This window comes from Micromonospora haikouensis, from assembly GCF_000876225.1.
GTDB classification, from domain to species: Bacteria; Actinomycetota; Actinomycetes; order Mycobacteriales; family Micromonosporaceae; genus Micromonospora; species Micromonospora haikouensis.
Window position 1 is genome coordinate 1,289,495 of the sequence record NZ_JXSX01000001.1, and the last position, 23,100, is coordinate 1,312,594.

Sequence of the window (23,100 nt, forward strand, 5' to 3'; positions counted from 1 at the left end):
CGGAAAGGTCTGGAATCCATGAGCGCAGCCGAGCGGATCGAGGCCGGGTCATGACCGCCCCCGCTACGTACCAGGTCTCCCACCTCGATGCCCTGGAGGCGGAGAGCATCTTCGTGATGCGTGAGGTGGTTGCGGAGATGGAGCGGCCGGTGCTGCTCTTCTCGGGTGGTAAGGATTCGATCGTGATGTTGCGGTTGGCGCAGAAGGCGTTTGCGCCGGCGAGTGTGCCGTTTCCGGTGATGCATGTGGATACGGGGCACAACTTTCCCGAGGTGTTGGAGTATCGGGATCGTCGGGTGTCGGAGTTGGGGTTGCAGTTGATCGTGGCGTCGGTGCCGGAGGCGTTGGCGCGGGGGTTGGTGCGGGAGTCCGGGGACGGGATGCGTAACCGGATCCAGACGCCGGTGTTGTTGGACGCGGTGGAGAAGCACCGGTTCGATGCCCTGTTCGGTGGGGCGCGTCGGGATGAGGAGAAGGCGCGGGCGAAGGAGCGGGTGTTCTCGTTCCGGGACGAGTTCGGGCAGTGGGATCCGAAGAACCAGCGGCCGGAGTTGTGGTCGTTGTACAACGGTCGGCATCATCCGGGTGAGTCGATCCGGGTGTTCCCGTTGTCGAACTGGACCGAGTTGGATGTGTGGCACTACATCGCCCGGGAGCGGATTCCGTTGCCGTCGATCTATTTCGCGCACGAGCGTGAGGTGGTGCAGCGGGACGGGATGTTGTATGCGGTGAACGAGTTCTTCACCCCGAGGGCGGGTGAGGAACGGTTCGTGGAGGTGGTGCGGTACCGGACGGTGGGTGACGCCTCGTGCACGGCGGCGGTGCGTTCGGATGCCGACACGGTGGCGGCGGTGATCGAGGAGGTGGCCGCGACGCGGATCACCGAGCGGGGCGCGACGCGGGGCGACGACCGGGTCAGCGAGGCCGCGATGGAGGACCGTAAGCGGGAGGGCTACTTCTGATGAGCATCGACATGGCGCCGGTCGAGGTGGAGACGCGGCCGATGGATCTGTTGCGGTTCGCCACGGCCGGGAGCGTGGACGACGGTAAGTCGACGTTGATCGGCCGGTTGTTGTATGACACGAAGTCGTTGTTCACCGATCAGTTGGCGGCGGTGGAGGCCGTCAGTGCGGCGCGGGGGGACGAGTACACGAACCTGGCGTTGTTGACCGACGGGTTGCGGGCGGAGCGGGAGCAGGGCATCACGATCGACGTGGCGTACCGGTACTTCGCGACGCCGCGGCGGAAGTTCATCATCGCGGACACGCCGGGGCACATCCAGTACACGCGGAACATGGTGACGGGGGCGTCGACGGCGGACCTGGCGTTGATCCTGGTGGACGCGCGTAAGGGCCTGGTGGAGCAGTCGCGGCGGCACGCGTTCCTGTGTTCGTTGTTGCGGGTGCCGCATCTGGTGTTGTGTGTGAACAAGATGGACCTGGTCGACTTCGACCGGGAGGTGTTCGAGGCGATCGCGGACGAGTTCACGGCGTTCGCGGCGAAGCTGGACGTGCCGGACCTGACGGTGGTGCCGGTGTCGGCGTTGCAGGGTGACAACATCGTGTCCCGGTCGGAGAACATGCCGTGGTACGAGGGTCCGTCGTTGCTGCACCATCTGGAGCGGGTGCACATCGCCTCGGACCGGAACCTGCAGGACGTCCGGTTCCCGGTGCAGTACGTGATCCGGCCGCAGTCCACCACGGTGACCGACTACCGGGGGTATGCCGGTCAGGTCGCCTCGGGCGTGTTGAAGGCCGGTGACGAGGTGATGGTGCTGCCGTCGGGGTTCACCTCGCGTATCGCGGCGGTGGAGACCGCCGACGGGCCGGTCGAGGAGGCGTTCCCCCCGATGTCGGTCACCGTGCGCCTGGAAGACGAGATCGACATCTCCCGCGGGGACATGATCTGCCGCCCCCACAACGCCCCGACCGTCGCGCAGGACATCGAGGCGATGGTCTGCTGGATGGACGAGACCCGACCGTTGACCGTCGGCGGCCGCTACGCCATCAAGCACACCACCCGCAGCGCGCGGGCCATCGTCCGGGGCCTGCACTACCGCCTCGACATCAACTCCCTGCACCGCGACGAAACCGCCACCGACCTCAAACTCAACGAGATCGGCCGGGTGCGGCTGCGCACGACGATCCCGCTGCTGGCGGACGAGTACCGCCGCAACCGCACCACCGGCGGTTTCGTGATCATCGACGAGGCCACCAACCGTACCGTCGGCGCGGGCATGATCGTCGAGGCCGCCTGACCTTCTGCGCCGCCATGCGAAACCCCTGCGGGCGTCCACCGGTGCGCGGTGGACGCCCAGCGTGGTTAACAGGGGCCCCTGCTATGCAGAATGCGTCAACAAGGGGCCCCTCCTTACAGGCGGTGGGCGCCCGGGGCGGGGGTGGCCAGGTGGAAGCCGGGGGCGCGGAAGCCGCGCTCGGCGTACCGGGTCGTGACGGCGTCGGCCACCGCGTCGGCGCGGTCGGCGTCGACCAGGGCGAGGACGCAGCCGCCGAAGCCGCCGCCGGTCATCCGGGCCCCGTACGCCCCGGCGGCGAGGGCCGCCTCGACCGCCGTGTCGACCTCCGGCACGGTGATCTCGAAGTCGTCGCGCATCGACGCGTGGGAGGCGGTCAGCAGCGGCCCGATGTCGCGTACCCGGCCGGCGCGCAGCAGCGCCACGGCGTCGAGCACCCGCTGGTCCTCGGTGACGACGTGCCGGACGCGGCGTCGGGTCTCGTCGTCGTCGAGCCGAGCGAGGGCGTCGTCGAGGTCGGCGGCGGCCACGTCGCGCAGGGCGGGCACCCCGAGCAGCCCGGCGGCCTTCTCGCAGGCGGCGCGGCGGGAGGCGTACTCGCCGTCGGCGTGCCGGTGCGGGGCCCGGCTGTCGATCACCAGCACGGCCAGCCCGGCGGCGGCCAGGTCGAACGGGATGTGCTCGACGGCCTCGGTGCGGCAGTCGAGGAAGAGGGCGTGGCCGGCGCGGCAGCGGATCGCCGCGGACTGGTCCATGATCCCGGTGGGCGCGCCGACGTAGGCGTTCTCGGCCCGCTGGGCGAGCCGGGGCCGCCCCTCGGCCGGCAGGTCCAGCCCGCCGAGGTCGACGAGGGCGGCCAGCACGGCGGCCTCCAGCGCGGCCGACGACGACAGCCCGGAGCCGAGCGGCACGTCGGAGGCGACGGCCAGCCGCGCCCCGGGCACCCGGTGGCCGGCCTCGCGCAGCGCCCACACCACCCCGGCGACGTACGCGGCCCAGCCGGGGACCCGGCCGGGGGCAGCCACCTCGTCGGCGCCGAACCCGACCTGGTCGCCGGTGAGTTCCGACCAGACCGTCCAGCGGTCGCCGTCGTCGGGGGCGGCGGCGACGACGGTACGCAGCGGCAGCGCGAACGGCAGCACGAAGCCGTCGTTGTAGTCGGTGTGCTCGCCGATCAGGTTGACCCGCCCGGGTGCCGCCCAGCGGCCGGCGGCGGGTGCGCCGTAGCGCTGGCGGAAGCCGGCGGCGGCCCGGTCGGCGACGTCCCCGGCCGGCGCGGGAGAGGCGACCTCACCGGCCGGCGCGGGGGCGGCAGCGTCGGCCGGGGAGGACGAGGGGTGCGCGGGGTCGGTCACGGACGCTCCAGGATGTGGGTGCGGTAGAAGGCCCAGGCGTCGCCGACCATGTCGTGCAGGGTCGGCTTCTCGGGCGTCCAGCCCAGTTCCTCGCGGGCCAGGGCGGAGGAGGCGACCAGCTCGGCCGGGTCGCCCTCGCGGCGCGGGGCCACCTCGACCGGCAGCGGCCGGCCGGTGACCTCGCGGACCACGTCGACGACCTGCCGGTTGGTGAACCCGGCGCCGTTGCCCAGGTTGTAGACGCGGTGCCGGCCGGGCACGGCGGCGGTGAGCGCCAGCAGGTGGGCGCGGGCCAGGTCCTCGACGTGGATGTAGTCGCGCACGCAGGTGCCGTCGACGGTGGGGTAGTCGTCGCCGAAGAGCTGCAGCTTCTCCCGCCGGCCGGCGGCGACGTCGAGGGCGATCGGGATGAGGTGGGTCTCCGGGTCGTGCCGCTCGCCGATGGCGACGTCGCCGCGCAGGTACGCCCCGGCGACGTTGAAGTAGCGCAGGGACACGGCGGCCAGGTCGTGCCCGATCGCCTCGGAGGTGAGCGCCATGTCCACGGCCAGCTTGGTGGCCCCGTACGTGTTGGTGGGGGCCTTGACGGCGGTCTCCGGGATGGGCAGCTCGGTCGGGTTGCCGTAGACGGCGGCGGTGGAGGAGAAGACCATCCGGGGGACCCGGGCGGCCCGGACGGCGTCGATCAGGGCGAGCGAGCCGACGGTGTTGTTCTGCCAGTACAGCTCCGGGCGGACCATGGACTCGCCGGCGGCGATGAGGGCGGCGAAGTGCAGCACCCCGTCGAAGCCCGCCTCGGGGGTGAGCACCCGGGCCGCCTCGTGGATCGGCGCGTCGACCCAGGTGGCGTCCGGGGCGAGCGCCTCGCGGTGCCCGGTGCGCAGGTCGTCGAGGACGACCACCTCGTGGCCGGCGTCGAGCAGCATCCGGGTCACCACGCTGCCGATGTAGCCGGCGCCGCCGGTGACGAGCAGTTTCACGTCGGGGTCCTCCTGCCTGGCCGCGCCTCGCCGCGGCCGTTCGCGCTCACCCTACGGCGGCCGGCTGTGGCCGCGCTCCGCGTCGCCGCACCGCCATTCCATCACAATCTTTCATGACTGAACAGATACGCACACCGTCACTCCGGGTGGACGACCTGTGCCGAACCGTTGCGGGCCCTACGATGAGTTGTCATGCGGGAAGCGGGTGGTCCCGGGCTCCGCCGGCGGCCGGCGGGGCGGGTCCGACGCGAACCGGGCCCGCTGGCCCGTGCCGTCGCCCGGCTGGTGGTGCGGGCCGCCGACGGCGCGACCCGGCTGGTCACCGACCTGCTCGGGGCCAGCCCCGCCGCCGGCCGGGAGCGGATCAGCGAGGCCGAGCTGCGCGACCTGGTCGCCGCCAGCACCGTCCTCGACGCCGACGAGCGACGGATCATCGACGAGGTGCTGGCCGCCGGGGCGAGCCTGGTCCGCGAGGTGATGATGCCCCGCACCGAGGTCGTGTTCCTGTCGGTCGGGATGACCGTCGCCGAGGCGGAGCGGCTGGTCCGGGCCGAGACGCACCGCCGGTACCCGGTCGTCGACGGCACCCAGGACGACGTGGTCGGCTTCGTGCACCTGCGCGACGTGCTGCTGCGCCCCGACCTCGACCCGGGCACCACCGTCGGAGAGCTGGCCCGGGAGGTCAAGCGGCTGCCCGGCAGCAAGCGGGTGCTGGCCGCGCTGACCGAGATGCGCCGCGAGGGCCACCACCTGGCGGTGGTGGTCGACGAGTACGGCGGCACCGCCGGCATCGTCACCTGCGAGGACCTGATCGAGGAGCTGGTCGGCGAGATCCACGACGAGCACGACGGCGACCCGGAGCCGGAGCCGACCGGCCTGCCCACCGTGGTCGACGGCCGGCTCAACCTCGCCGACTTCGCCGAGCGCACCGGCGTGCGGCTGGCCGCCGGCCCCTACGAGACGGCCGGCGGGTACGTGATGGCCGCGCTGGGCCGGCTGCCGGTGGTGGGGGACGAGGTGCCGGTGGCCCCGCCGGCGGCGGACGGCGGGGACCGGGACCCGGACGACCCGCCCGGCGGGTGGCTGCTGCGGGTGCTCGCGCTGGAGGGCCGGCGGGTGTCCCGGCTCGCGGTCTCCGTGGTGCGACTGCCCGAGCCGCGGCGCGAGGTCACCGGCCCGCTGGCGGCGGCGGAGAGCCGACCCGCCGGCCCGTCATGACGTACGCCGGGGGTTGCTGACAGAATGCCGGCATGTCCGACGTACCCGCCCGCCCCCGCGTGTTCTCCGGCATCCAGCCGACGGCCGACTCGTTCCACCTCGGCAACTACCTGGGCGCGGTGCGGCACTGGGTGGCGTTGCAGGACACCCACGACGCGTTCTACTGCGTGGTCGACCTGCACGCCATCACGGCCGGGCACGACCCCAAGGTGCTGCGGCAGCGCACCCGGGTGGCCGCCGCGCAGCTCTTCGCCGTCGGCCTGGACCCGGAGCGCAGCACGCTGTTCGTCCAGTCGCAGGTGCCCGAGCACCCGCAGCTGGCCTGGGTGCTGGGCTGCATCACCGGCTTCGGCGAGGCCAGCCGGATGACCCAGTTCAAGGACAAGTCGCAGAAGCAGGGCAGCGACCGCTCCAGCGTCGGCCTGTTCACGTACCCGATCCTCCAGGCCGCCGACATCCTGCTCTACCAGGCGCACGCCGTCCCGGTGGGCGAGGACCAGCGGCAGCACCTGGAGCTGTCCCGCGACCTGGCGCAGCGGTTCAACTCGCAGTTCGGCAAGACGTTCGTCGTGCCCGCGCCGCACATCGTCAAGGACACCGCGAAGATCACCGACCTGCAGGACCCGACGGCCAAGATGTCGAAGTCGTCGTCCTCGCCGAGCGGCATCATCGACCTGTTGGAGGACCCGGCCCGCTCGGCCAAGAAGATCCGCTCCGCGGTCACCGACACCGGCCGGGAGATCGTCTTCGACAGCGAGACCAAGCCGGGCGTGTCCAACCTGCTCACCATCTACTCCGCGCTGACCGACCGCAGCATCGACGACCTGGTCGCCGCGTACGCGGGCCGGGGCTACGGCGACCTGAAGAAGGACCTGGGCGAGGTGGTCCGGGAGTTCGTCACGCCGATCCAGGAGCGCACCCGGGCCTACCTCGACGACCCGGCGCAGCTCGACAAGCTGCTCGCGGCCGGCGCGGAGAAGGCCCGCGCGGTCGCCTCGGCGACGCTGCACGAGACGTACGAGCGGGTCGGGTTCCTCCCGCCGGTCCGCCTCGGCTGACCGCCCGGCGCGACGGGTACGGGTGGAGACGGGCGGGTCGGTGGCCGGAGGGGTGGCGCGGAGCGTGGATCGCAGGGACGGGATGCCGCAGGCCGGCGACACCATCCAGATCGGGATCGCGGTGGACATCCCGGAGCCGTGGGGCGGCATGCTCACCCGGCGGCGGGTCGAGGCCGGCGACCCCCTCGTGGTGCCCGCGCACGTGACGCTGCTCGGGCCCACCGAGATTCCGACGGCGGCGCTGCCGGCGGTCGAGCGGCACCTCGCCGGGGTGGCCGCCACGCACCTGCCGTTCACCCTGCACCTGCGGGGCACCGGCACGTTCCGCCCGGTGACGCAGGTGGTGTTCGTGGCGGTGGCCGCCGGGATCAGCGAGTGCGAGCTGCTCGCCGCCGCCATCAACTCGGCCCCCGAGCTGCACCGGGAGACCCGCTTCCCCTACCACCCGCACGTCACGGTGGCGCAGGACGTCGCGCCGGAGGCGCTGGACCGGGCGTACGAGGACCTGGCCGACTTCTCGGCGATGTTCGAGGTCGACTCGTTCACGCTCTTCTCGCACAGCGGTCAGACCCGGTGGCAGCCGCGCCGGGACTTCCTGCTGGGCGTGTCCTGAGCCGGCGACGCTCTCCCGTGCAGGCGGCGGATCGGCGAGGATGACGGCGTGGAGGTCTTCGGGCGGATCGAGGCCGGCATCGACCGGCGGGTGAGCGCGGCGCGCCGCCGGTCGCGGACCTTCGACCACCTGTGGCGGGCCGGCAACCTCTACGCGGAGGTACTCGGCGGGCGGCTGGCGGCGGCGATCGCCTACTACGGCTTCTTCGCGGTCTTCGCGCTAGCCCTGGTCGCGTACTCGGTCTTCGGGGCGATCCTGGAGGACAACGACGAGGTCAGCGACGCGGCGGCCGGCTTCCTCAAGGAGAACCTGCCCTTCCTCGACCCGGCGCAGATCGCGCAGAGCAGCAACACGGTCGGGGTGGTGGGCCTGGTCATCCTGGTCTTCACCGGGATCGGCTGGGTGGAGGCGATCCGCTCGTCGCAGCGGCTGATGTACGGGCTCAACCAGCAGCCCGGCAACCTGGTGGTGCGCCGGCTGGTCGACCTGGGCGTGCTGGTGGGGGTGTTCGTCCTGCTCGGCCTGTCGGTGGCCGCCGTGGACGCGCTGGAGTCGCTGCTGCGCTTCCTGCTGCGCAGCACCGGGTCGGTGGGGCTGACGGTGGTCAGCGCCGTGCTCAGCGTGCTGGTCAACGCGGTGCTGGCCGCCGCCCTGCTGGTGGCGGTGCCCCGGCTGCGGATGAGCCGCCGCCGGCTGCGCCCGGTGGTGTTCGCCGTGGCGGTGGGCATCACCCTGCTGAACACGGTCGGGCGGTTCTACGTGGTGCGCACCGAGCGGAACCCGGCGTACACGGTGGTGGCCGGCGCGGTCGGCCTGCTGCTCTATCTCTACCTGCTCAACCAGCTCGTCCTGTTCGGCGCGGCGCTGGCCGCGACCAGCCCGTACGGCCGGGTGGTGGACCTGGCCGAGGGGGCGGCGCCGGCCGACCTCGACGCCGGTGCCGACGTCGACACCGGTCCGGGCACGCCCGGCGGGGCGGGATGACCGGCGCAACCACCCGGCTAATTCGGGCAAATGCCTCACACGTGAATGTGAGGACCGGCCATGATGAGCGCGTGGGCGCACTCGTGACGTTGGACCTGCCGGACGACTCTCCGATGCTCGGCCTGCCGTGGATCATCACGTTCGGCCCGCTCGACGACGCCGACGAGTGGGAGCCGGTGGTCTGCGGCCCCTACGAGCGCCCGCACGCGCTGGCCCTCGCCGAGTCGGTGGTGGCCGAGGAGCAGCTCATGGCCGTGGTGGAGCCCCTGGTGCCCGCCCTGTCGCCCGACGAGATCCGTGGCGAGATCGCCGCCGCCCGCATCGCCGCCTCCGACGAGGCGGCCCGGATCGAGGCGTCCGACCTCTACGGCGACTTCGACGACGTCATCGACGACGAGCTGGAGGCCGCCGCCGAGGCGGCCGGGGAGCCGGCCGGGCCCCGCCCCGCGCCCGCCGAGGCCGAGCTGCGCGCCGGCTTCGCCCGCATCGCCAAGCTGCTCACCGAGAAGGGGAGCTGACCCGCCCGCCGTGCCGATCCGCCCGCCGAGCTGCTGACCGTCGGCCGCCGGATCCGGCGGCCCGCCGCTCAGTGCGTCCCGCCCAGGTTGAGCACCACCACCCCGGCGATGACGAGCGCCACGCCGACGACCTTCGTCACGCTGAGCGGCTCGCCGAGGAAGGCCGCCCCGACCGCGACGATCGCCGCCGTGCCCAGCCCGGACCACATCGCGTACGCGACGCCGACCGGGATCTCCCGCACCGCGAGCGAGAGCAGCCCGAACGCCGCCAGGTACGCCACCGCCAGCCCGAGCGTCGGCCACAGCCGGGTGAACCCGTGCGTCGCCTTGAGCAGGCTCGTCCCCGCCACCTCGGACGCGATCGCGAGCACCAGGAACAGGTACGCCATGCGGGGATTCTCCCGCGCCGGTCGCGGGCGCGTCCCCGTTGGCCGGGGACGCGCCCGGGTGCGGGGTCAGCCCTGGTCGGGCAGCGCCGGGTAGTCGGTGTAGCCCTCGTGCCCGCCGCCGTAGGCGGTCGTGTAGTCGGGGGTGTTGAACGGGCCGCCCCCGGCCAGCCGCCGGGGCAGGTCGGGGTTGGCGAGGAACAGCGCTCCGTACGAGACCAGGTCGGCGTCGCCGCGCTCGACCAGCTTCAGCGCCTCCGGCCCGGTCCAGGCCCCCGGGGTGTACGGGTTGAGCATCAGCGCCCCGGCCCACCGCTCGCGCAGCACGGGCGTGAACTCGGTGTCCGCCCCCTCGGCCACGTGCAGGTACGCCAGCCCGAGGGGGTTCAGCGCGTCGACCAGGGCCAGGTACGTCTCGCGGTGGTCGTCCTCGGCGATGTCGTTGTACGGGTTGGCCGGCGAGATCCGCAGCCCGACCCGGTCGGCGCCGATCGCCTCCGCCACGGCGGCGACCACCTCGACGACGAGCCGGATGCGACCGGTCGGGTCGCCGCCGTACTCGTCGTCGCGCCGGTTGGCGTTGGTGGAGAGGAACTGGTGCAGCAGGTAACCGTTCGCCCCGTGCAGCTCCACCCCGTCGAAGCCCGCGTCGACGGCGTTGCGGGCCGCCGCGACGAAGTCCGCGACGGTGGCCCGGACGCCCTCGGCGTCCAGCGGCTGCGGGGTTGGGAACTCCTGCGGGCCGGTGGGGGTGACGATCGTCCCGGCCGCCGGCACGGCGGACGCGCCGACCGGCGCGGAGCCGTGGGCGGTGTTGTCCGGGTGGGCGATCCGCCCGACGTGCATGAGCTGCGCGAAGATCACGCCGCCCCGCTCGTGCACCGCGTCGGTCACCCGCCGCCAGCCGGCGACCTGCTCGGCGGTGTGCAGGCCGGGGGTGTTCAGGTAGCCCTGGCCGACCGCCGAGGGCTGCACGCCCTCCGTGACGATCAGCCCGGCGCCGGCGCGCTGGGCGTAGTAGGTGGCCATCAGCTCCGTGGGGACGGCCCCGGGCCCGTGCGCCCGGCTACGCGTCATGGGCGCCATGACCACCCGGTTGCGGAGGGTGTGGCGGCCGACGGTGACGGCGTCGAATGCGGTGTCCATTGTCCCGGCTCCTGTCCCTGCGATTGGCGCTTCTGGATGCAGGAAGTCGCCCGGGGCCCCGAAACTTCCCGGGTGGACGGTGATCGGGGACACCCCGCGGGCCGTCCCGGACGGACGTCGGCGCCCCGTGGAGCGAAACTCCACGGGGCGCCGGCGCCACCTTCACCCCCCACCACAAGGGGTCGGCTGCCCGGCCGCCCGTCGGCGCGGAGCACGACGGACGACCAGGGGTCCACTGCGGGCTGTACCCGGGTCAGCGCCGTTCGAACCACGCGGCGGCGTCGACCGGCAGGACGTGCCCGGTGCCCTGCCCGGTCAGCTCCGCGCTGGCCACGACCGGCTGGCCGTACCCGTCGATCTGCACCGGCGCGTCGCTGAGGTTGACCACGCAGGTCAGCTCCGCGCCGCCGCCGGTGCGGCGGAACGCCAGCACGCCGGGGCCGGTCGTCTCCAGCCAGGTCACGCCGTCGGCGTCGCGGGCGAGCGCCGGGTGGGCGCGCCGGGCCCGCAGCGCCGCGCGGTAGAGCTCGAGGGTCGAGCCGGGCGTGCCGGCCTGGGCGGCGACCGAGAGGGCTGCCCAGGTGGCGGGGGCCGGCAGCCAGCTCAGCTCGCTGCCGGCCGGCCCGAAGCCGTACGGGGCCAGCTCGCCGCTCCACGGGATCGGCACCCGGCAGCCGTCCCTGCTCTCGCCGGTGCGCAGGAACGACGGGTCCTGGCGTAGCTCGTCGGGCAGGTCGAGCACCTCCGGCAGGCCCAGCTCCTCGCCCTGGTAGAGGTAGGCGCAGCCGGGCAGGGCCAGCATCAGCAGGCTGGCGGCGCGGGCCCGGCGCAGGCCGACCTCGCCGTCGCCGTAGCGGGTGACGTGCCGCTGCTTGTCGTGGTTGGACAGCACCCAGGTGGTCGGCGCGCCGACGATGGTCGCCTCGGCCAGCGCGGTGTCGATCACCTTGCGGAACGAGTCGGCCGACCAGGTGGCGTCGAGGAAGTCGAAGCTGAACGCCTGGTGCAGCTCGTCGGGCCCGATGTAGCGGGCGAGCCGCTGCGGCGTCTCGGCCCACGCCTCGGCCACGGCCATCCGGCCGCCGGGGTAGCTGTCCAGGATCGGCCGCCAGGCCCGGTAGATCTCGTGCACCTCGTCCTGGTCGAAGTACGGCAGCCGGCCCTTGCCGAGCAGCTCGGACTGGCGTCGGCCGCCGGTCATCGAGTTGAAGCCGACGTCGGGCAGCCCCTCGGCCTTGATCATGCCGTGGGCCACGTCGATGCGGAACCCGTCGACGCCCCGGTCGAGCCAGAAGCGCAGGACGTCTTCGAACTCGGCGCGCACCTCGGGGTGCCGCCAGTTGAGGTCGGGCTGGGCCGGGTCGAACAGGTGCAGGTACCACTGGCCGTCGGGCACCCGGGTCCAGGCCGGCCCGCCGAAGATGCTCTCCCAGTCGTTGGGCGGCAGCTCGCCGTGCTCGCCCCGGCCCTCGGCGAACAGGTAGCGGGCCCGCTCCGGGGAGCCGGGGGCGGTGGCGAGCGCGGCGACGAACCACGGGTGCGCGCTGGAGGTGTGGTTGGGCACGATGTCGACGATGATCCGCAGGCCGAGCGCGTGCGCGTCGGTGATCATGGCGTCGAAGTCGGCGAGGGTGCCGAACATCGGGTCGACGTCGCGGTAGTCGGCCACGTCGTAGCCGCCGTCGACCATCGGCGAGGTGTAGAAGGGGGTCAGCCAGAGCGCGTCGACCCCGAGGTCGCGCAGGTACGGCAGCCGCTCGCGGATGCCCTGGAGGTCGCCGACGCCGTCGCCGTTGGAGTCGGCGAAGCTGCGGACGTAGACCTGGTAGACGACCGCGGAGCGCCACCAGTCGTCGTCGGAGGTCAGCGGCGTGGGGGTGCTGGCGGTCATGGGTGGCGATCCCCGTTCTGTGGCGCGGGACGGCGTGGGGTGCGTGGCACGGCGGTGTGCCACCGGGTGGTCAGAGCAGAATGCCGCCCCACGCCTGCAAGAGTCAAGCAGGCTTTGCGCAAGAAATGACGGCGGTCAGCCGGCGCTCCTCGCGAGAGCGGCGGCGGGCTGCCGGGCGGCCGGCTGCCGGACGACCGCCGTGGAGCCGCGCACCACCAGCTCGGGCCGGAACAGGTACTCCGAGTGCGGGGCGGCGTGCCCGTTGATCTCGTCGACCAGGGCCCGCACGGCGGCCACCGCCATGGCAGCCACCGGCTGGCGCATCGTCGTCAGCGGCGGGTCGGTGAAGGCCATCAGCGGCGAGTCGTCGTACCCCACCACGGACAGGTCGCCGGGGACGGACAGGCCGCGCTGGCGGGCCGCCCGGATCGCGCCGAGGGCCATCAGGTCGGAGCCGCACACCACGCCGGTCACCCCGCGCTCCAGCAGCCGCCCCGCGGCGGCCTCGCCGCCCTCCACGCCGAACAGGGTCAGCTCGGCCAGCTCGGCCAGCTCGGCCTCGGGCAGGCCCGCCAGGCGCCCCATGGCGGCCCGCCAGCCGGCCACCCGGCGCTGCACGGGGACGAACCGGTCCGGGCCGGTGATCAGCCCGATCCGCCGGTGCCCGAGAGCGACCAGGTGGGCGACGGCCAGCTCGGTCGCCTCCCGGTCGTCGCAGGAGACGAAGGGCGCGGCGATCCCGGGAACGTACCCGTTGATCATGACGACGGGCAGCGGCCGGGCGATCAGCGCGCGGTACCGGTCGTGGTTGGCGGCGGTGTCGGCGTGCAGCCCGGAGACGAAGACGATTCCGGAGACCTGGCGGTCGAGCAGCATCTCGACGTACTCGTCCTCGGTGACGCCGCCCGGGGTCTGGGTGCACAGCACCGGGGTGAAGCCGCTCTGCGCCAGGGTCGACTCGATCACCTGGGCGAACGCGGGGAAGATCGGGTTGTCCAGCTCCGGCACCACCAGGCCGACGAGGCCGGCGCTGCGCTTGCGCAGCCGGGCCGGGCGCTCGTAGCCGAGGACGTCGAGGGCGGTCAGGACGGCCTGCCGGGTCTCCGGGGCCACGCCGGGGCGGTCGTTGAGCACCCGCGACACCGTGGCCTCGCTGACTTCGGCCTGTTGGGCGATGTCGGACAGTCGAGCGCGCATGGCGGCACTTTAGCTCACGGGCAAGTTCTTGCGTACCTTTCTGCAAGCCCTTCCATCATCCGCAACATCTTGCTAACGTCCCGGCAACACGCGAGAGCAGCGGCGCAGCATCCCCGCGCCGGTAGGAAAGAACTTACAGAGGTTCCCACTGGCGGGCCGCCCTTCCCCCGGCGGATCGCCATGACGACAGGAGTACCGATGCGCATCCGTACCGCGGGTGTGGTCGCCGTCCTCGGCCTGGCGCTGGCCGCCTCCGGCTGCGGTGGCAGCGACGACGACAGCAGCGCGCCGGCCGCGAAGGAGTCCGCCGGCGCCACCGGCGGGAAGCTGGTGATCTGGGCCGACGACAAGCGGACCGCCGCCCTGAAGCCGTTCGCCGAGAAGTTCGGCCAGGAGAACGGCGTGACCGTCGAGGTCCAGGCCGTCTCGAAGGACCTGCAGACCAACTTCGTCACCGCCTCCCAGCAGGGCAGCGGCCCCGACGTCGTGGTCGGCGCGCACGACTGGATCGGCAACCTGGTCCAGAACGGCGCCATCGACCCGGTGCAGCTCGCCGCCGACCAGAAGAGCGGCTTCAACGAGACCGCCGTCAAGGCCGTCACCTTCAACGGCCAGCTCTACGGCGTGCCGTACGCCATGGAGAACCTGGCGCTGATCCGCAACACCGAGCTGGCCCCGGAGGCCCCGAAGACGATCGAGGACCTGGTCGCCGCCGGCAAGAAGCTCAAGGCCGACAAGAAGGCCAGCGAGATCCTCTGCCTCCAGTCCGGCCAGAACGGCGACGCCTACCACATCTACCCGCTGTACACCTCGGCCGGCGGCTACCTCTTCGGCACCGCCGCCAACGGCGACTACGACCCGAAGGACCTGGGCGTGGGCAAGCCGGAGTCGATCGCCGCGTTCCAGAAGATCGCGAAGCTCGGCGAGAAGGGCGAGGGCGCGCTCAAGCGCTCCATCACCCCCGAGAACTCGATCGCCACCTTCACCGGCAAGAAGTGCGCCTTCCTGGTCTCCGGGCCGTGGGCCATCGCCGACGCCAAGAAGGCCAACATCTCCTACGACATCTCCCCGGTCCCCGGCTTCGCCGGCGGCAAGGAGGCGCAGCCGTTCGTGGGCGTCCAGGCGTTCTACGTGGCCGCCAAGGGCAAGAACAAGGCCCTGGCCCAGGAGTTCGTGGCGAACTACACCACCAAGCCGGAACTGGCCGTGGCCCTGTACAACGCCGAGCCGCGCCCGCCGGCCCTGACCGCCGCGCTCGACCAGGTCAAGGGCAGCGACCCGGACCTGGCCAAGTTCACCGAGGCCGGCAAGAACGGCCAGGTGCTCCCTGCGATCCCGGCCATGGCCGCGATCTGGGACCCGTTCGGCAAGGCCGAGGCCGCGATCATCGGCGGCGCCGACCCGGCCAAGACGATCACCGCGGCCGGCAAGACGATCTCCGGCCAGATCAAGTAATGAGCACGAAGCTGTCCGGCCCGGGGTCCACGCGGACCTCGGGCCGGGGGCCCGTCGGCCCCGGGCTCCCGCGCACCGCCCGCACCGCGCGGCACCACGCGCCGGTCACCGCGACCGGCCTCGTCGTCAAGGTGATCCTGCTCGGCCTCGTGGCCGGGATCGCGCTCTGGGCGGCCTTCCCGCTCGTCGAGGCCGAGAAGTGGGTCGGGCTGGCCCTGCTCGCGGCCACCACCGCCGGCCTGTTCTACCTCTACCTCACCCCCCGGCACATCCCCGCCAAGTACCTGGTCCCCGGCACGCTCTTCCTGATCGCCTTCCAGGTCTTCCCGGTGCTCTACACCGCCAGCACCGCCTTCACGAACTTCGGCGACGGCCACCGGGGCAGCAAGGACGACGCCGTCGTCGCGATCCAGAGCTCCTCGGTGAAGCAGGTCCCCGGCTCCACCGAGTACGCCCTGTCGGTCGCCACCGCGGGCGACCCTGCCACCGGCGCGCTGGTCTTCCTGGTCACCGATCCGGCCACCGGCGCCGTCTCCGCCGGGGACGCCGACGGGCTGCGCCGGCTCGACGCCGCCGACGTCACCGTCGGCTCCGGCGGCAAGGTCACCGCCGCCGACGGCTACACCGTGCTCAACTTCGGCCAGGCCAGCGCCCGCAGCCAGGAGATCACCGACCTGGTGGTGCCCACCGCCGGGGGCGCGCTGCGCTCCTCCGGCCTGTCCCGCGCCTACGAGGGCCGGGCCATCCGGGCGTACGACGCCGGGTGCGACTGCGTCACCGACAGCGAGAGCGGCAAGCGGTGGACCGCCGACGAGGCGACCGGGTCGTTCGTCGCCGCCGACGGCGAGCGCCTCGCGCAGGGCTGGCAGGTCAACGTCGGGCTGGAGAACTTCTCCCGGGTCCTCACCGACCCGAACATCTCCGGGCCGTTCTTCGGCACCCTGCTGTGGAACTTCGCCTTCGCGATCGGCTCCACCGGGTTCACCTTCGGACTCGGCATGGCCATCGCGCTGGCCCTGCACTCGCCCCGGATGCGCGGCACCAACCTCTACCGGGTGCTGCTGATCCTCCCGTACGCCATGCCGTCGTTCGCGATGCTGCTGGTCTGGCGGGACATGTTCAACACCGACTTCGGCCTGATCAACAACCTGTTCGGCCTCGGCGTCGACTGGTTCGGCCAGGACTGGTCGGCGCGGGCGGCGGTGCTGCTGGTGCAGCTCTGGCTGGGCTACCCGTACATGTTCCTGGTCGCCACCGGCGCGCTCCAGGCCATCCCCAAGGAGCTGACCGAGGCCACCTCCGTCGACGGCGCGTCGCCCTGGCAGTCGTTCCGCGCGGTCACCCTGCCGCTGCTGCTCGTCGCGCTGTCGCCGCTGCTGATCGCGTCGTTCGCGTACAACTTCAACAACATCAACGCGATCTGGCTGACCACCGAGGGCGGCCCGTTCCCGGCGGACAACCCGCGCAACGGGGCGACCGACCTGCTGATCACCTACACGTACCGGCTGGCCTTCGGCGCGCAGGGCGCGGAGTTCGGCATGGCGGCGGCGGTGTCGATCTTCATCTTCGCGATCGTGGCGACGGTGTCGGCGATCAGCTTCCGCAACACCCGCAAGCAGGAGGAGGTCTACTCGTGACCACCTACGCGCACACCCCCGCCGTCGACCGCACCGCCGCCGGCCGGCGGCGCAACCGCTGGCTGGCCCAGGTCGGCTGGCGGCACGTCGTCGGGGTGCTGGCCGTGGCGTTCAGCCTCTTCCCGATCCTGTTCGTGCTCTCGGCCGCGCTCAACCCGCTCGGCACCCTCTCGTCGACCTCCCTCGTGCCGACCGGCGGGGTGTCGGGCGAGAACTTCGCCAACCTGTTCGCCGACACGGCGTTCGGGCACTGGTTCGTCAACTCGCTGCTGATCGCCGGGCTGGCCAGCTTCGTGTCCATCTTCCTGTCCTCGCTGGCGGCGTACGCGTTCTCCCGGATGCGCTTCGCCGGCCGCCGGGTCGGGCTGCTCACCCTGCTGCTGATCCAGATGTTCCCGCAGTTCCTGGCGATCGTGGCGATCTTCCTGATCTTCACCACGGTCACCGACCTGTGGCCGGCGATCGGCTTCAACACCCCGTGGGGCCTGTTCCTGCTCTACATGGGCGGCGCGCTCGGCGTGAACACCTGGCTGATGAAGGGCTTCTTCGACACGCTGCCCCGGGAACTGGACGAGTCGGCCACGATGGACGGCGCGTCGCACGCCCAGGTCTTCTTCCGGATCATGCTGCCGCTGGTGGCGCCGATCCTGGCGGTGACCGCCCTGCTGTCGTTCATCGGCACGATCAACGAGTTCATGATCGCCAACGTGTTCCTGACCGACACCGAGTCGAAGACCCTCGCCGTCGGCATGTTCGGCCTGGTCGCCGGTGAGCGCAACAACAACTTCGGGATGTTCGCGGCGGGCACCCTGCTCACCGCCGTCCCCACCGTGCTGGTCTTCCAGCTCCTCCAGCGGTACATCGTCTCCGGCCTCACCGCCGGAGCGGTCAAGGGCTGAGCCTCCTCGGCTCACGCTGCGGCAAGGGCGTCGTGTCGACGTACACCGGAGCGGTTTCCGGGCGGACCGCCGCGGTCGGGTGACCGACCGCGGCGGGTGCCCGCCCACTCCCCGTCGACCCGACCCGAAAGGCCGCACCATGTCCCAGCGCCGCACCGCCGCCCCGGGCCGCACCGTCTCCCCGGGCCCGCACCACGACGGCTCCGCCGCCTACGTCCCCGAGCAGGAACCCGCCCTCGGGCAGACCGTCCCCGTCTTCGTCCGGGTCCCCGTCGGGGTCGACGTGCGCTCCGTGCACGTGCGCAGCACCCCCGACGGCGAGCCGCGCTTCGCCGAGGCCACCGTCGACCGCCGCACCGGCTCCGACGTCTGGTGGCGCGCCGACGTCGAGGTACGCAACCCGGTCAGCAACTACCGGTTCCTGCTCACCGACGCCCGTGGCGACTACCGCTGGCTCACCGCCGCCGGCCTCGCCGACCACGACGTGCCCGACCACGGCGACTTCAAGCTGGTCAGCCACGCCCCGCCGCCGGCCTGGGCCCGCGACGCGGTGATCTACCAGATCTTCCCCGACCGGTTCGCCCGCTCCGCCGCCGCCGACGGCCGGACCGCCCCGGACTGGGCCGTCCCCTGCGACTGGGACACCCCCGTGATCGGGCGCGGCCCGCACACCCCCCGCCAGTTCTACGGCGGCGACCTCGACGGCATCGCCGAGCGGCTCGACCACCTCGACCGGCTCGGCGTCAACACCGTCTACCTCACCCCGATCTTCCCGGCCCGCTCCAACCACCGCTACGACGCGGCCAGCTTCGACACCGTCGACCCGCTGCTCGGCGGCGACGCCGCGCTGGCCCGGCTCGCCGACGCGGTACACGCCCGGGGCTGGCGGCTGCTCGGCGACATCACCAGCAACCACACCGGCGACGCCCACCACTGGTTCACCGCCGCCGTCTCCGACGTGACCGCCCCCGAACGGGAGCTGTACTACTTCGACGCCGTGACCGGGGACTACGAGTCGTGGAACGGGGTGAAGTCGCTGCCGAAGCTCAACTGGGGCAGCGCGGAGCTGCGCCGCCGTTTCGCCACCGCCGAGGACTCGCTGCTGCGCCGCTGGCTGCGCCCGCCATACTCGCTCGACGGGTGGCGGGTCGACGTGGCGAACATGACCGGGCGGCGCGGCGCGGACGCGTACACCCACGAGGTGGCGCGGCTGCTGCGCGAGGTGGTGGCCGAAACCAGGGCCGACGGGCTGGTGCTCGCCGAGCACGGCCACGACCACACCAGCGACCTGGACCGCGACGGCTGGCACGGCACGATGAACTACGTCGGCTTCACCGACCCCGTCTGGTCCTGGCTGCGCCACGGCGACGAGCCCGTGCCGAACTTCCTCGGCACGCCCGGCGGGGTGCGGCGGCGCGACGCGCACGCCGTGCGGGCCACCCTGGACACCTACCGGTCGCTGGTCTCCTGGCGGTCGTACGTGCACTCGTGGCAGCTGCTCGGCTCGCACGACTCGGCCCGGATCCGCACCGTGGTCGGCGACGCCGCCCGGCAGGAGGTGGCCGCCGGGCTGCTCGCCACCATGCCGGGCACCCCGGTGATCTTCGCCGGGGACGAGCTGGGGCTGACCGGGGCGAACGGGGAGGGCTCGCGTACCCCGATGCCGTGGCACCGGCCGGGCAGCTGGGACGCGGGCACGCTCGCCGCGTACCGGAGGCTGATCGCGCTGCGCCGGGCCGAGCCGGCGCTGCGCCACGGCGGCCTGCGCTGGGTGCACGTCGACGCGGACACGCTGGTCTTCCTCCGCGAGACGCCCACCGGCGGCGTGCTGGTGCTGGCCCGGCGCGCGGCCGGCACCCCGGTCCGGATCGCCGGCCTGCCGGCCGCCGAGAACGCCTACGGCGGTGCCCCGGCACTGTGCCCGGACGCCGACGGCGCGGTGACCCTCCCCGCAGACGGCCCCACCTTCCAACTCTGGCGGCTGTAGTTGGCAGGAAGGGCCCCCTATCGACACTCGGCGTGAGAGGGGTTCCCTTCTCTGCCGTAGGCGTTGATAGGGGGCCTTTCCTTACGGGCGGAGGAGGGTGTGGATCCCGGCCAGATAGGTGGCGCGGTCCGGTGCGCCGGTGAGGATCTTCTGCGTGAAGTAGCCGGGGATCAGGCCGAACAGGGCGGCACCGACGGCCTCCGGGTCGGCGTCGGGGGGCAACTCGCCCGTTTCCCGGGCGCGCGCGGCGAGCACCGCGAAGTGTCCGCGCAGCCGGTCGTACGTGGCCCGGACGAACTCGGCGAGGGCCGGGTCGCGCTGCGCCTCGCTCCACACCTGCAGGGCCAGGGGGAGGATGCCGTCGGGGCCGGCCTGCCCGTCGACGTAGGTCAGGGCGCGGTCGAGGGCCTCGACCAGCGGCAGCGGCGGATCGGTGGCGGTGAGCCCGGCGAAGACCTGGTCCGCGCCGCCGACCACCGACTGGGCGATCGCCGTGATCAGGTCGTTCTTGCTGGGGAAGTAGCGGTAGACCGCGCCGACCGACAGCCCGGCCTCGGCGATCACGTCCTGCATGGACGTGCGGTGGAAGCCGTCGCGCAGGAAGCAGCGGCGGGCGGCGTCGAGGATCTGCTGGCGGCGGGCGGCGAGGTGTTCGTCGGAGACGCGTGGCACGCCTCTCAGCGTAAAACGAACGCTCGTTCTTGACGTGGCGGCCGCGTCGGGCGCACCCTCGTCTTTAAGAGAACGAACGTTCGTTTTAAGGAGTGGAGATGGCCCGACTCCGGTCGCCGCTGCTGCTCGCCCTCGGCCTCGCCGCGCTCGCGGTGGTGGTGCAGGCGCTGCTCGTACCCCTGTTCGCCGCCCCGGCGACGCACCTCGCGCCGCGCGATCTGCCGGTCGCCGTCGCGGGCCCCGCGCCGGCCGCCGCCGACCTCGCCGGCCGGCTCGCCGCCGCGGGCCCCGGCGCGTTCGCGGTGACCACGCTGCCCGACGCCGCGGCGGCCGACCGGGCGCTGCGCAACCGCGAGGTGTACGCCGCCTGGGTCCTCGGCCCCGCCGGCGTCTCCCTGCACACCGCCCCCGCCGCCAGCCCCACCGTCGCCGCCCTGCTCGCCGAGGCGTCCGCGCGGCTCGGCGACGGCCGGCCCGTGCCGGTGACCGAGGTCGTGCCCGCCGACCCGGACGATCCCCGGGGCGCCGGGTTCGCCGCCGGGTTCCTGCCGCTCGCGCTGAGCGGCATGCTCGCCGGCGCCCTGCTGGTCCTGCTGGTCCCCGGCCGGGCCGCGCGGCTCGCCGGCCTGCTCGGGTACGCGGCGCTGGCCGGCCTCGCCGGCGTGGCGGTGCTGCACGGCTGGCTCGGGATCCTCGGCGGCGACCCGCTGGCCGAGGCGGGCGCGATCGGCCTGTTGGCGCTGGCCGTGGCCGGGGCGGTGACGGGCCTCGGCGCGCTGCTCGGTCGCCCCGGCGTCGGGCTCGGCGCGCTACTGGTCTTCCTGGTCGGCAACCCCCTCTCGGCGGTCGCCGCCGCCCCGGAGCTGCTGCCGCAGCCGTGGGGGACGGTCGGGCAGTGGCTGCCGCTGGGCGCGGGCGGCACGCTGCTGCGCTCGGTCGCCTTCTTCGGCGGGGCCGGCTCCGGCCGGTCGCTCGCGGTGCTCGCCGGCTACGCCCTGGCCGGCCTCGCCCTGGTGCTGGCGGCCCGCCGACGTGGCGCAGCCGCGCCCGGCGCGGGCTGAGCCGTTCCCGCCAGCGAGCCCCCTACTACAAGACGTCGTTGATAGGGGAGGATGGCCGGATGGAAGCTCTTCGCCTGGTACTCCTCTACGTTCACCTGATCGGGTTCGCGCTGCTGCTCGGCGGCGCGATCGCCCAGTACGTCAGCGGTCGGCTGCGGATCAACGCGGCCATGCTCTGGGGGTCGGTCATCGGCCTGCTGACCGGAATCGGGCTGTCCGCCCCGTTGCGCGACGGCGACGAACCGGCCCCCGCCAAACTTGTTACCAAGTTGGTGCTCGCGCTGCTGATCTTTGTCATGGTCTTCTTCTCCCGTAAGCGGGAGACGGTCAACCGCGGCCACTTCCTCGCGATCGTCGGGTTGACCCTGGTCAACGCGGCGGTGGCGGTCTTCTGGCGCTAACGCCCTGGCCAGGGGAGAGGCCGTGGGAACCGGACGTTCGTGACGCCCGACCGGTCCACTACCGGCACGAGAAGTGATGTGCCCCACCCAAGGGTTACGTAGGGGTAACAGGCACTCAACAGTCGTGCACGATTGTCGGCCGGTGGGTGGGCGCGGGCGTACGCTCCCGTCCGTAACGTGGGACGCCGGCGGCCACAAAGCAGGCCGGCTCAAGGGCTGCCACCGCGCAGAGCGGTGTGCAATGGGAAGGAGACGTCTTGCGCTCTGTGCGTGGGATGCGGATCGCCTCCGCCTTCGTGGCGGGTGGGCTCGTGCTGGGCGCCGCCGCGTGTGGTGAGGCCCCCAAGGACGACAACGGCGCGGGCGACGCGGGCGCCAAGAAGTACAGCGCCTGCATGGTGACCGACGTCGGCGGCATCGACGACAAGTCGTTCAACACCTCCGCCTGGAAGGGCCTGCAGGAGGCCCAGAAGGCCAACAGCAACATCGACATCAAGTACGTCGCGTCGAAGGCCGAGGCGGACTACGAGGTCAACCTGACCCAGTACGTCAACCAGAAGTGCGACTTCATCCTGGCCGTCGGTGGCCTGATGGGCGACGCGACCTCGAAGATCGCGAAGGCGAACCCCAACCAGCAGTTCGGGATCGTCGACTCGAAGCTGCCGGAGACGAACGTCTACCCGATGCAGTTCGACACCGCCCAGGCCGCGTTCCAGGCCGGCTACCTGGCCGCCGGGATGAGCAAGTCCGGCAAGGTCGGCACCTACGGCGGCCTGCCGATCCCGCCCGTGACGATCTTCATGGACGGGTTCGCCGACGGCGTGGCGTACTACAACAAGACCAAGAGCAAGAACGTCCAGGTCCTGGGCTGGAACAAGGAGACCCAGAAGGGTTCCTTCACCAACGACTTCGTCAAGCAGGACGAGGGCAAGAAGGTCTCCGACACCCTCGTCGCCCAGGGCGCGGACATCATCATGCCGGTCGCCGGCGGCGCGGGCCTCGGCACCACCGCGGCGGCGCAGGCCTCCGGCGGCAAGTACTCGGCCATCTGGGTCGACGCCGACGGCTGCGAGAGCACCCCGAACTGCCCGGCGCTGCTGACCACCGTGGTCAAGAACATCGCCGACGCCGTCAAGGAGGCCGTGGTCAAGGCCGCCGGCGGGGAGAAGCTCCAGGCCAGCCCCGGCTTCGTGGGCACGCTCGCCAACAACGGTGTGTCGATCGCCCCGTACCACGAGTTCGACAGCAAGGTCCCGGCGGACCTGAAGGCCGAGGTCGAGAAGATCAAGGCCGACATCGCCGCCGGCACCATCACGGTCACCTCGAAGGCCCAGCCGGCCAAGTGACCGCCCCGCCACCCCGCCGCGCTCCCGGCGGCGGGGCCGGCG

21 protein-coding genes are annotated in these 23,100 nt (G+C 72.6%); 14 read left to right on the forward strand and 7 right to left on the reverse strand.

Annotated features, from left to right (window positions below):
- Positions 1-50: 50 nt before the first annotated feature.
- Positions 51-962: a sulfate adenylyltransferase subunit CysD gene (gene cysD, locus TK50_RS05860; RefSeq protein ID WP_043961802.1), complete on the forward strand. Its 912-nt coding sequence runs from the start codon at positions 51-53 to the stop codon at positions 960-962.
- Positions 962-2,257, forward strand: coding sequence for a sulfate adenylyltransferase subunit CysN (gene cysN / locus TK50_RS05865; RefSeq protein WP_043961803.1), 1,296 nt, complete (start codon positions 962-964; stop codon positions 2,255-2,257). Before cysD ends, cysN begins: the two co-directional genes overlap by 1 nt.
- Positions 2,258-2,370: 113 nt before the next feature.
- Here cysN and galK read toward each other — a convergent pair whose 3' ends face one another.
- Positions 2,371-3,609 (reverse strand): galactokinase, encoded by a 1,239-nt coding sequence (gene galK, locus TK50_RS05870; protein ID WP_199485972.1) that lies wholly within the window; start codon positions 3,607-3,609, stop codon positions 2,371-2,373.
- Positions 3,606-4,589 carry a UDP-glucose 4-epimerase GalE gene (gene galE, locus TK50_RS05875; protein WP_043961805.1) on the reverse strand — a complete coding sequence of 328 codons (984 nt, stop codon included), beginning with the start codon at positions 4,587-4,589 and terminating at the stop codon, positions 3,606-3,608. The genes galK and galE overlap by 4 nt, the downstream gene beginning before the upstream one ends.
- Before the next feature lie 192 nt (positions 4,590-4,781).
- On the opposite strand from galE, the gene TK50_RS05880 reads away from it, so the two are divergent.
- From TK50_RS05880 to TK50_RS05900, 5 genes are all read left to right on the forward strand, one after another.
- A complete protein-coding gene (locus TK50_RS05880) occupies positions 4,782-5,807 on the forward strand; it encodes a hemolysin family protein (protein WP_043961806.1) in 1,026 nt (341 codons plus the stop codon).
- A 32-nt stretch (positions 5,808-5,839) separates the two neighbouring features.
- Entirely contained in the window at positions 5,840-6,865 is a 1,026-nt protein-coding gene (trpS, locus tag TK50_RS05885; RefSeq protein WP_043961807.1) for a tryptophan--tRNA ligase, read from the forward strand.
- A gap of 82 nt (positions 6,866-6,947) precedes the next feature.
- Positions 6,948-7,478, forward strand: a complete 531-nt coding sequence (locus TK50_RS05890; protein ID WP_043961808.1) for a 2'-5' RNA ligase family protein — start codon at positions 6,948-6,950, stop codon at positions 7,476-7,478.
- Positions 7,479-7,526: 48 nt separating this feature from the next.
- Positions 7,527-8,462, forward strand: a complete 936-nt coding sequence (locus tag TK50_RS05895) for a YhjD/YihY/BrkB family envelope integrity protein (RefSeq protein WP_043961809.1) — start codon at positions 7,527-7,529, stop codon at positions 8,460-8,462.
- A gap of 71 nt (positions 8,463-8,533) precedes the next feature.
- On the forward strand, positions 8,534-8,980 hold the full coding sequence (locus TK50_RS05900; protein ID WP_043961810.1) for a hypothetical protein: 447 nt from the start codon (positions 8,534-8,536) through the stop codon (positions 8,978-8,980).
- Between the two features lie 68 nt (positions 8,981-9,048).
- Here TK50_RS05900 and TK50_RS05905 read toward each other — a convergent pair whose 3' ends face one another.
- The 4 genes from TK50_RS05905 to TK50_RS05920 all read right to left on the reverse strand — a co-directional run bounded on the left by TK50_RS05905 (position 9,049) and on the right by TK50_RS05920 (position 13,600).
- Positions 9,049-9,369 (reverse strand): DMT family transporter, encoded by a 321-nt coding sequence (locus TK50_RS05905; RefSeq protein WP_043961811.1) that lies wholly within the window; start codon positions 9,367-9,369, stop codon positions 9,049-9,051.
- Positions 9,370-9,435: 66 nt separating this feature from the next.
- Positions 9,436-10,512: an alkene reductase gene (locus TK50_RS05910; RefSeq protein WP_043961812.1), complete on the reverse strand. Its 1,077-nt coding sequence runs from the start codon at positions 10,510-10,512 to the stop codon at positions 9,436-9,438.
- Positions 10,513-10,765: 253 nt separating this feature from the next.
- Complete coding sequence (locus tag TK50_RS05915) at positions 10,766-12,403, reverse strand: glycoside hydrolase family 13 protein (RefSeq protein WP_043961813.1); 1,638 nt, start codon at positions 12,401-12,403, stop codon at positions 10,766-10,768.
- 135 nt (positions 12,404-12,538) lie between these two features.
- The gene (locus TK50_RS05920) at positions 12,539-13,600 is read right to left on the reverse strand and encodes a LacI family DNA-binding transcriptional regulator (protein ID WP_043961814.1); all 1,062 of its coding nucleotides are present in this window, start codon (positions 13,598-13,600) and stop codon (positions 12,539-12,541) included.
- A gap of 198 nt (positions 13,601-13,798) precedes the next feature.
- Here TK50_RS05920 and TK50_RS05925 point away from each other — a divergent pair, with 198 nt between their 5' ends.
- From TK50_RS05925 to TK50_RS05940, 4 genes are all read left to right on the forward strand, one after another.
- On the forward strand, positions 13,799-15,055 hold the full coding sequence (locus TK50_RS05925) for a sugar ABC transporter substrate-binding protein (protein WP_043961815.1): 1,257 nt from the start codon (positions 13,799-13,801) through the stop codon (positions 15,053-15,055).
- Complete coding sequence (locus TK50_RS05930; protein ID WP_043961816.1) at positions 15,055-16,692, forward strand: ABC transporter permease subunit; 1,638 nt, start codon at positions 15,055-15,057, stop codon at positions 16,690-16,692. The genes TK50_RS05925 and TK50_RS05930 overlap by 1 nt, the downstream gene beginning before the upstream one ends.
- The gene (locus TK50_RS05935) at positions 16,689-17,591 is read left to right on the forward strand and encodes a sugar ABC transporter permease (protein WP_043961817.1); all 903 of its coding nucleotides are present in this window, start codon (positions 16,689-16,691) and stop codon (positions 17,589-17,591) included. The genes TK50_RS05930 and TK50_RS05935 overlap by 4 nt, the downstream gene beginning before the upstream one ends.
- A 139-nt stretch (positions 17,592-17,730) precedes the next feature.
- The gene (locus tag TK50_RS05940) at positions 17,731-19,578 is read left to right on the forward strand and encodes a glycoside hydrolase family 13 protein (RefSeq protein ID WP_043961818.1); all 1,848 of its coding nucleotides are present in this window, start codon (positions 17,731-17,733) and stop codon (positions 19,576-19,578) included.
- A gap of 81 nt (positions 19,579-19,659) precedes the next feature.
- On the opposite strand, the gene TK50_RS05945 is transcribed toward TK50_RS05940, so the two are convergent.
- The gene (locus tag TK50_RS05945) at positions 19,660-20,250 is read right to left on the reverse strand and encodes a TetR/AcrR family transcriptional regulator (RefSeq protein ID WP_043961819.1); all 591 of its coding nucleotides are present in this window, start codon (positions 20,248-20,250) and stop codon (positions 19,660-19,662) included.
- A gap of 98 nt (positions 20,251-20,348) precedes the next feature.
- Between TK50_RS05945 and TK50_RS05950 the strand changes: the two genes are divergently transcribed.
- From TK50_RS05950 to TK50_RS05960, 3 genes are all read left to right on the forward strand, one after another.
- Positions 20,349-21,311 carry a hypothetical protein gene (locus TK50_RS05950; protein WP_043963938.1) on the forward strand — a complete coding sequence of 321 codons (963 nt, stop codon included), beginning with the start codon at positions 20,349-20,351 and terminating at the stop codon, positions 21,309-21,311.
- A gap of 59 nt (positions 21,312-21,370) precedes the next feature.
- Positions 21,371-21,712 (forward strand): hypothetical protein, encoded by a 342-nt coding sequence (locus TK50_RS05955; protein ID WP_043961820.1) that lies wholly within the window; start codon positions 21,371-21,373, stop codon positions 21,710-21,712.
- Positions 21,713-21,987: 275 nt separating this feature from the next.
- The gene (locus tag TK50_RS05960) at positions 21,988-23,058 is read left to right on the forward strand and encodes a BMP family lipoprotein (protein WP_043961821.1); all 1,071 of its coding nucleotides are present in this window, start codon (positions 21,988-21,990) and stop codon (positions 23,056-23,058) included.
- Positions 23,059-23,100: the final 42 nt, after the last annotated feature.

What these genes read in the sequence shown, in the direction of transcription:
- TK50_RS05940 (WP_043961818.1), top strand. Translation starts at nt 17,731, where the DNA reads ATGTCCCAGCGCCGCACCGCCGCCCCGGGCCGCACCGTCTCCCCGGGC.
- TK50_RS05925 (WP_043961815.1), top strand. Translation starts at nt 13,799, where the DNA reads ATGCGCATCCGTACCGCGGGTGTGGTCGCCGTCCTCGGCCTGGCGCTG.
- TK50_RS05955 (WP_043961820.1), top strand. Translation starts at nt 21,371, where the DNA reads ATGGAAGCTCTTCGCCTGGTACTCCTCTACGTTCACCTGATCGGGTTC.
- TK50_RS05905 (WP_043961811.1), bottom strand. Translation starts at nt 9,369, where the DNA reads ATGGCGTACCTGTTCCTGGTGCTCGCGATCGCGTCCGAGGTGGCGGGG.
- cysD (WP_043961802.1), top strand. Translation starts at nt 51, where the DNA reads ATGACCGCCCCCGCTACGTACCAGGTCTCCCACCTCGATGCCCTGGAG.
- TK50_RS05960 (WP_043961821.1), top strand. Translation starts at nt 21,988, where the DNA reads ATGCGGATCGCCTCCGCCTTCGTGGCGGGTGGGCTCGTGCTGGGCGCC.
- TK50_RS05930 (WP_043961816.1), top strand. Translation starts at nt 15,055, where the DNA reads ATGAGCACGAAGCTGTCCGGCCCGGGGTCCACGCGGACCTCGGGCCGG.
- cysN (WP_043961803.1), top strand. Translation starts at nt 962, where the DNA reads ATGAGCATCGACATGGCGCCGGTCGAGGTGGAGACGCGGCCGATGGAT.
- trpS (WP_043961807.1), top strand. Translation starts at nt 5,840, where the DNA reads ATGTCCGACGTACCCGCCCGCCCCCGCGTGTTCTCCGGCATCCAGCCG.
- TK50_RS05950 (WP_043963938.1), top strand. Translation starts at nt 20,349, where the DNA reads ATGGCCCGACTCCGGTCGCCGCTGCTGCTCGCCCTCGGCCTCGCCGCG.
- TK50_RS05915 (WP_043961813.1), bottom strand. Translation starts at nt 12,403, where the DNA reads ATGACCGCCAGCACCCCCACGCCGCTGACCTCCGACGACGACTGGTGG.
- TK50_RS05920 (WP_043961814.1), bottom strand. Translation starts at nt 13,600, where the DNA reads ATGCGCGCTCGACTGTCCGACATCGCCCAACAGGCCGAAGTCAGCGAG.
- TK50_RS05890 (WP_043961808.1), top strand. Translation starts at nt 6,948, where the DNA reads ATGCCGCAGGCCGGCGACACCATCCAGATCGGGATCGCGGTGGACATC.
- TK50_RS05880 (WP_043961806.1), top strand. Translation starts at nt 4,782, where the DNA reads ATGCGGGAAGCGGGTGGTCCCGGGCTCCGCCGGCGGCCGGCGGGGCGG.
- TK50_RS05910 (WP_043961812.1), bottom strand. Translation starts at nt 10,512, where the DNA reads ATGGACACCGCATTCGACGCCGTCACCGTCGGCCGCCACACCCTCCGC.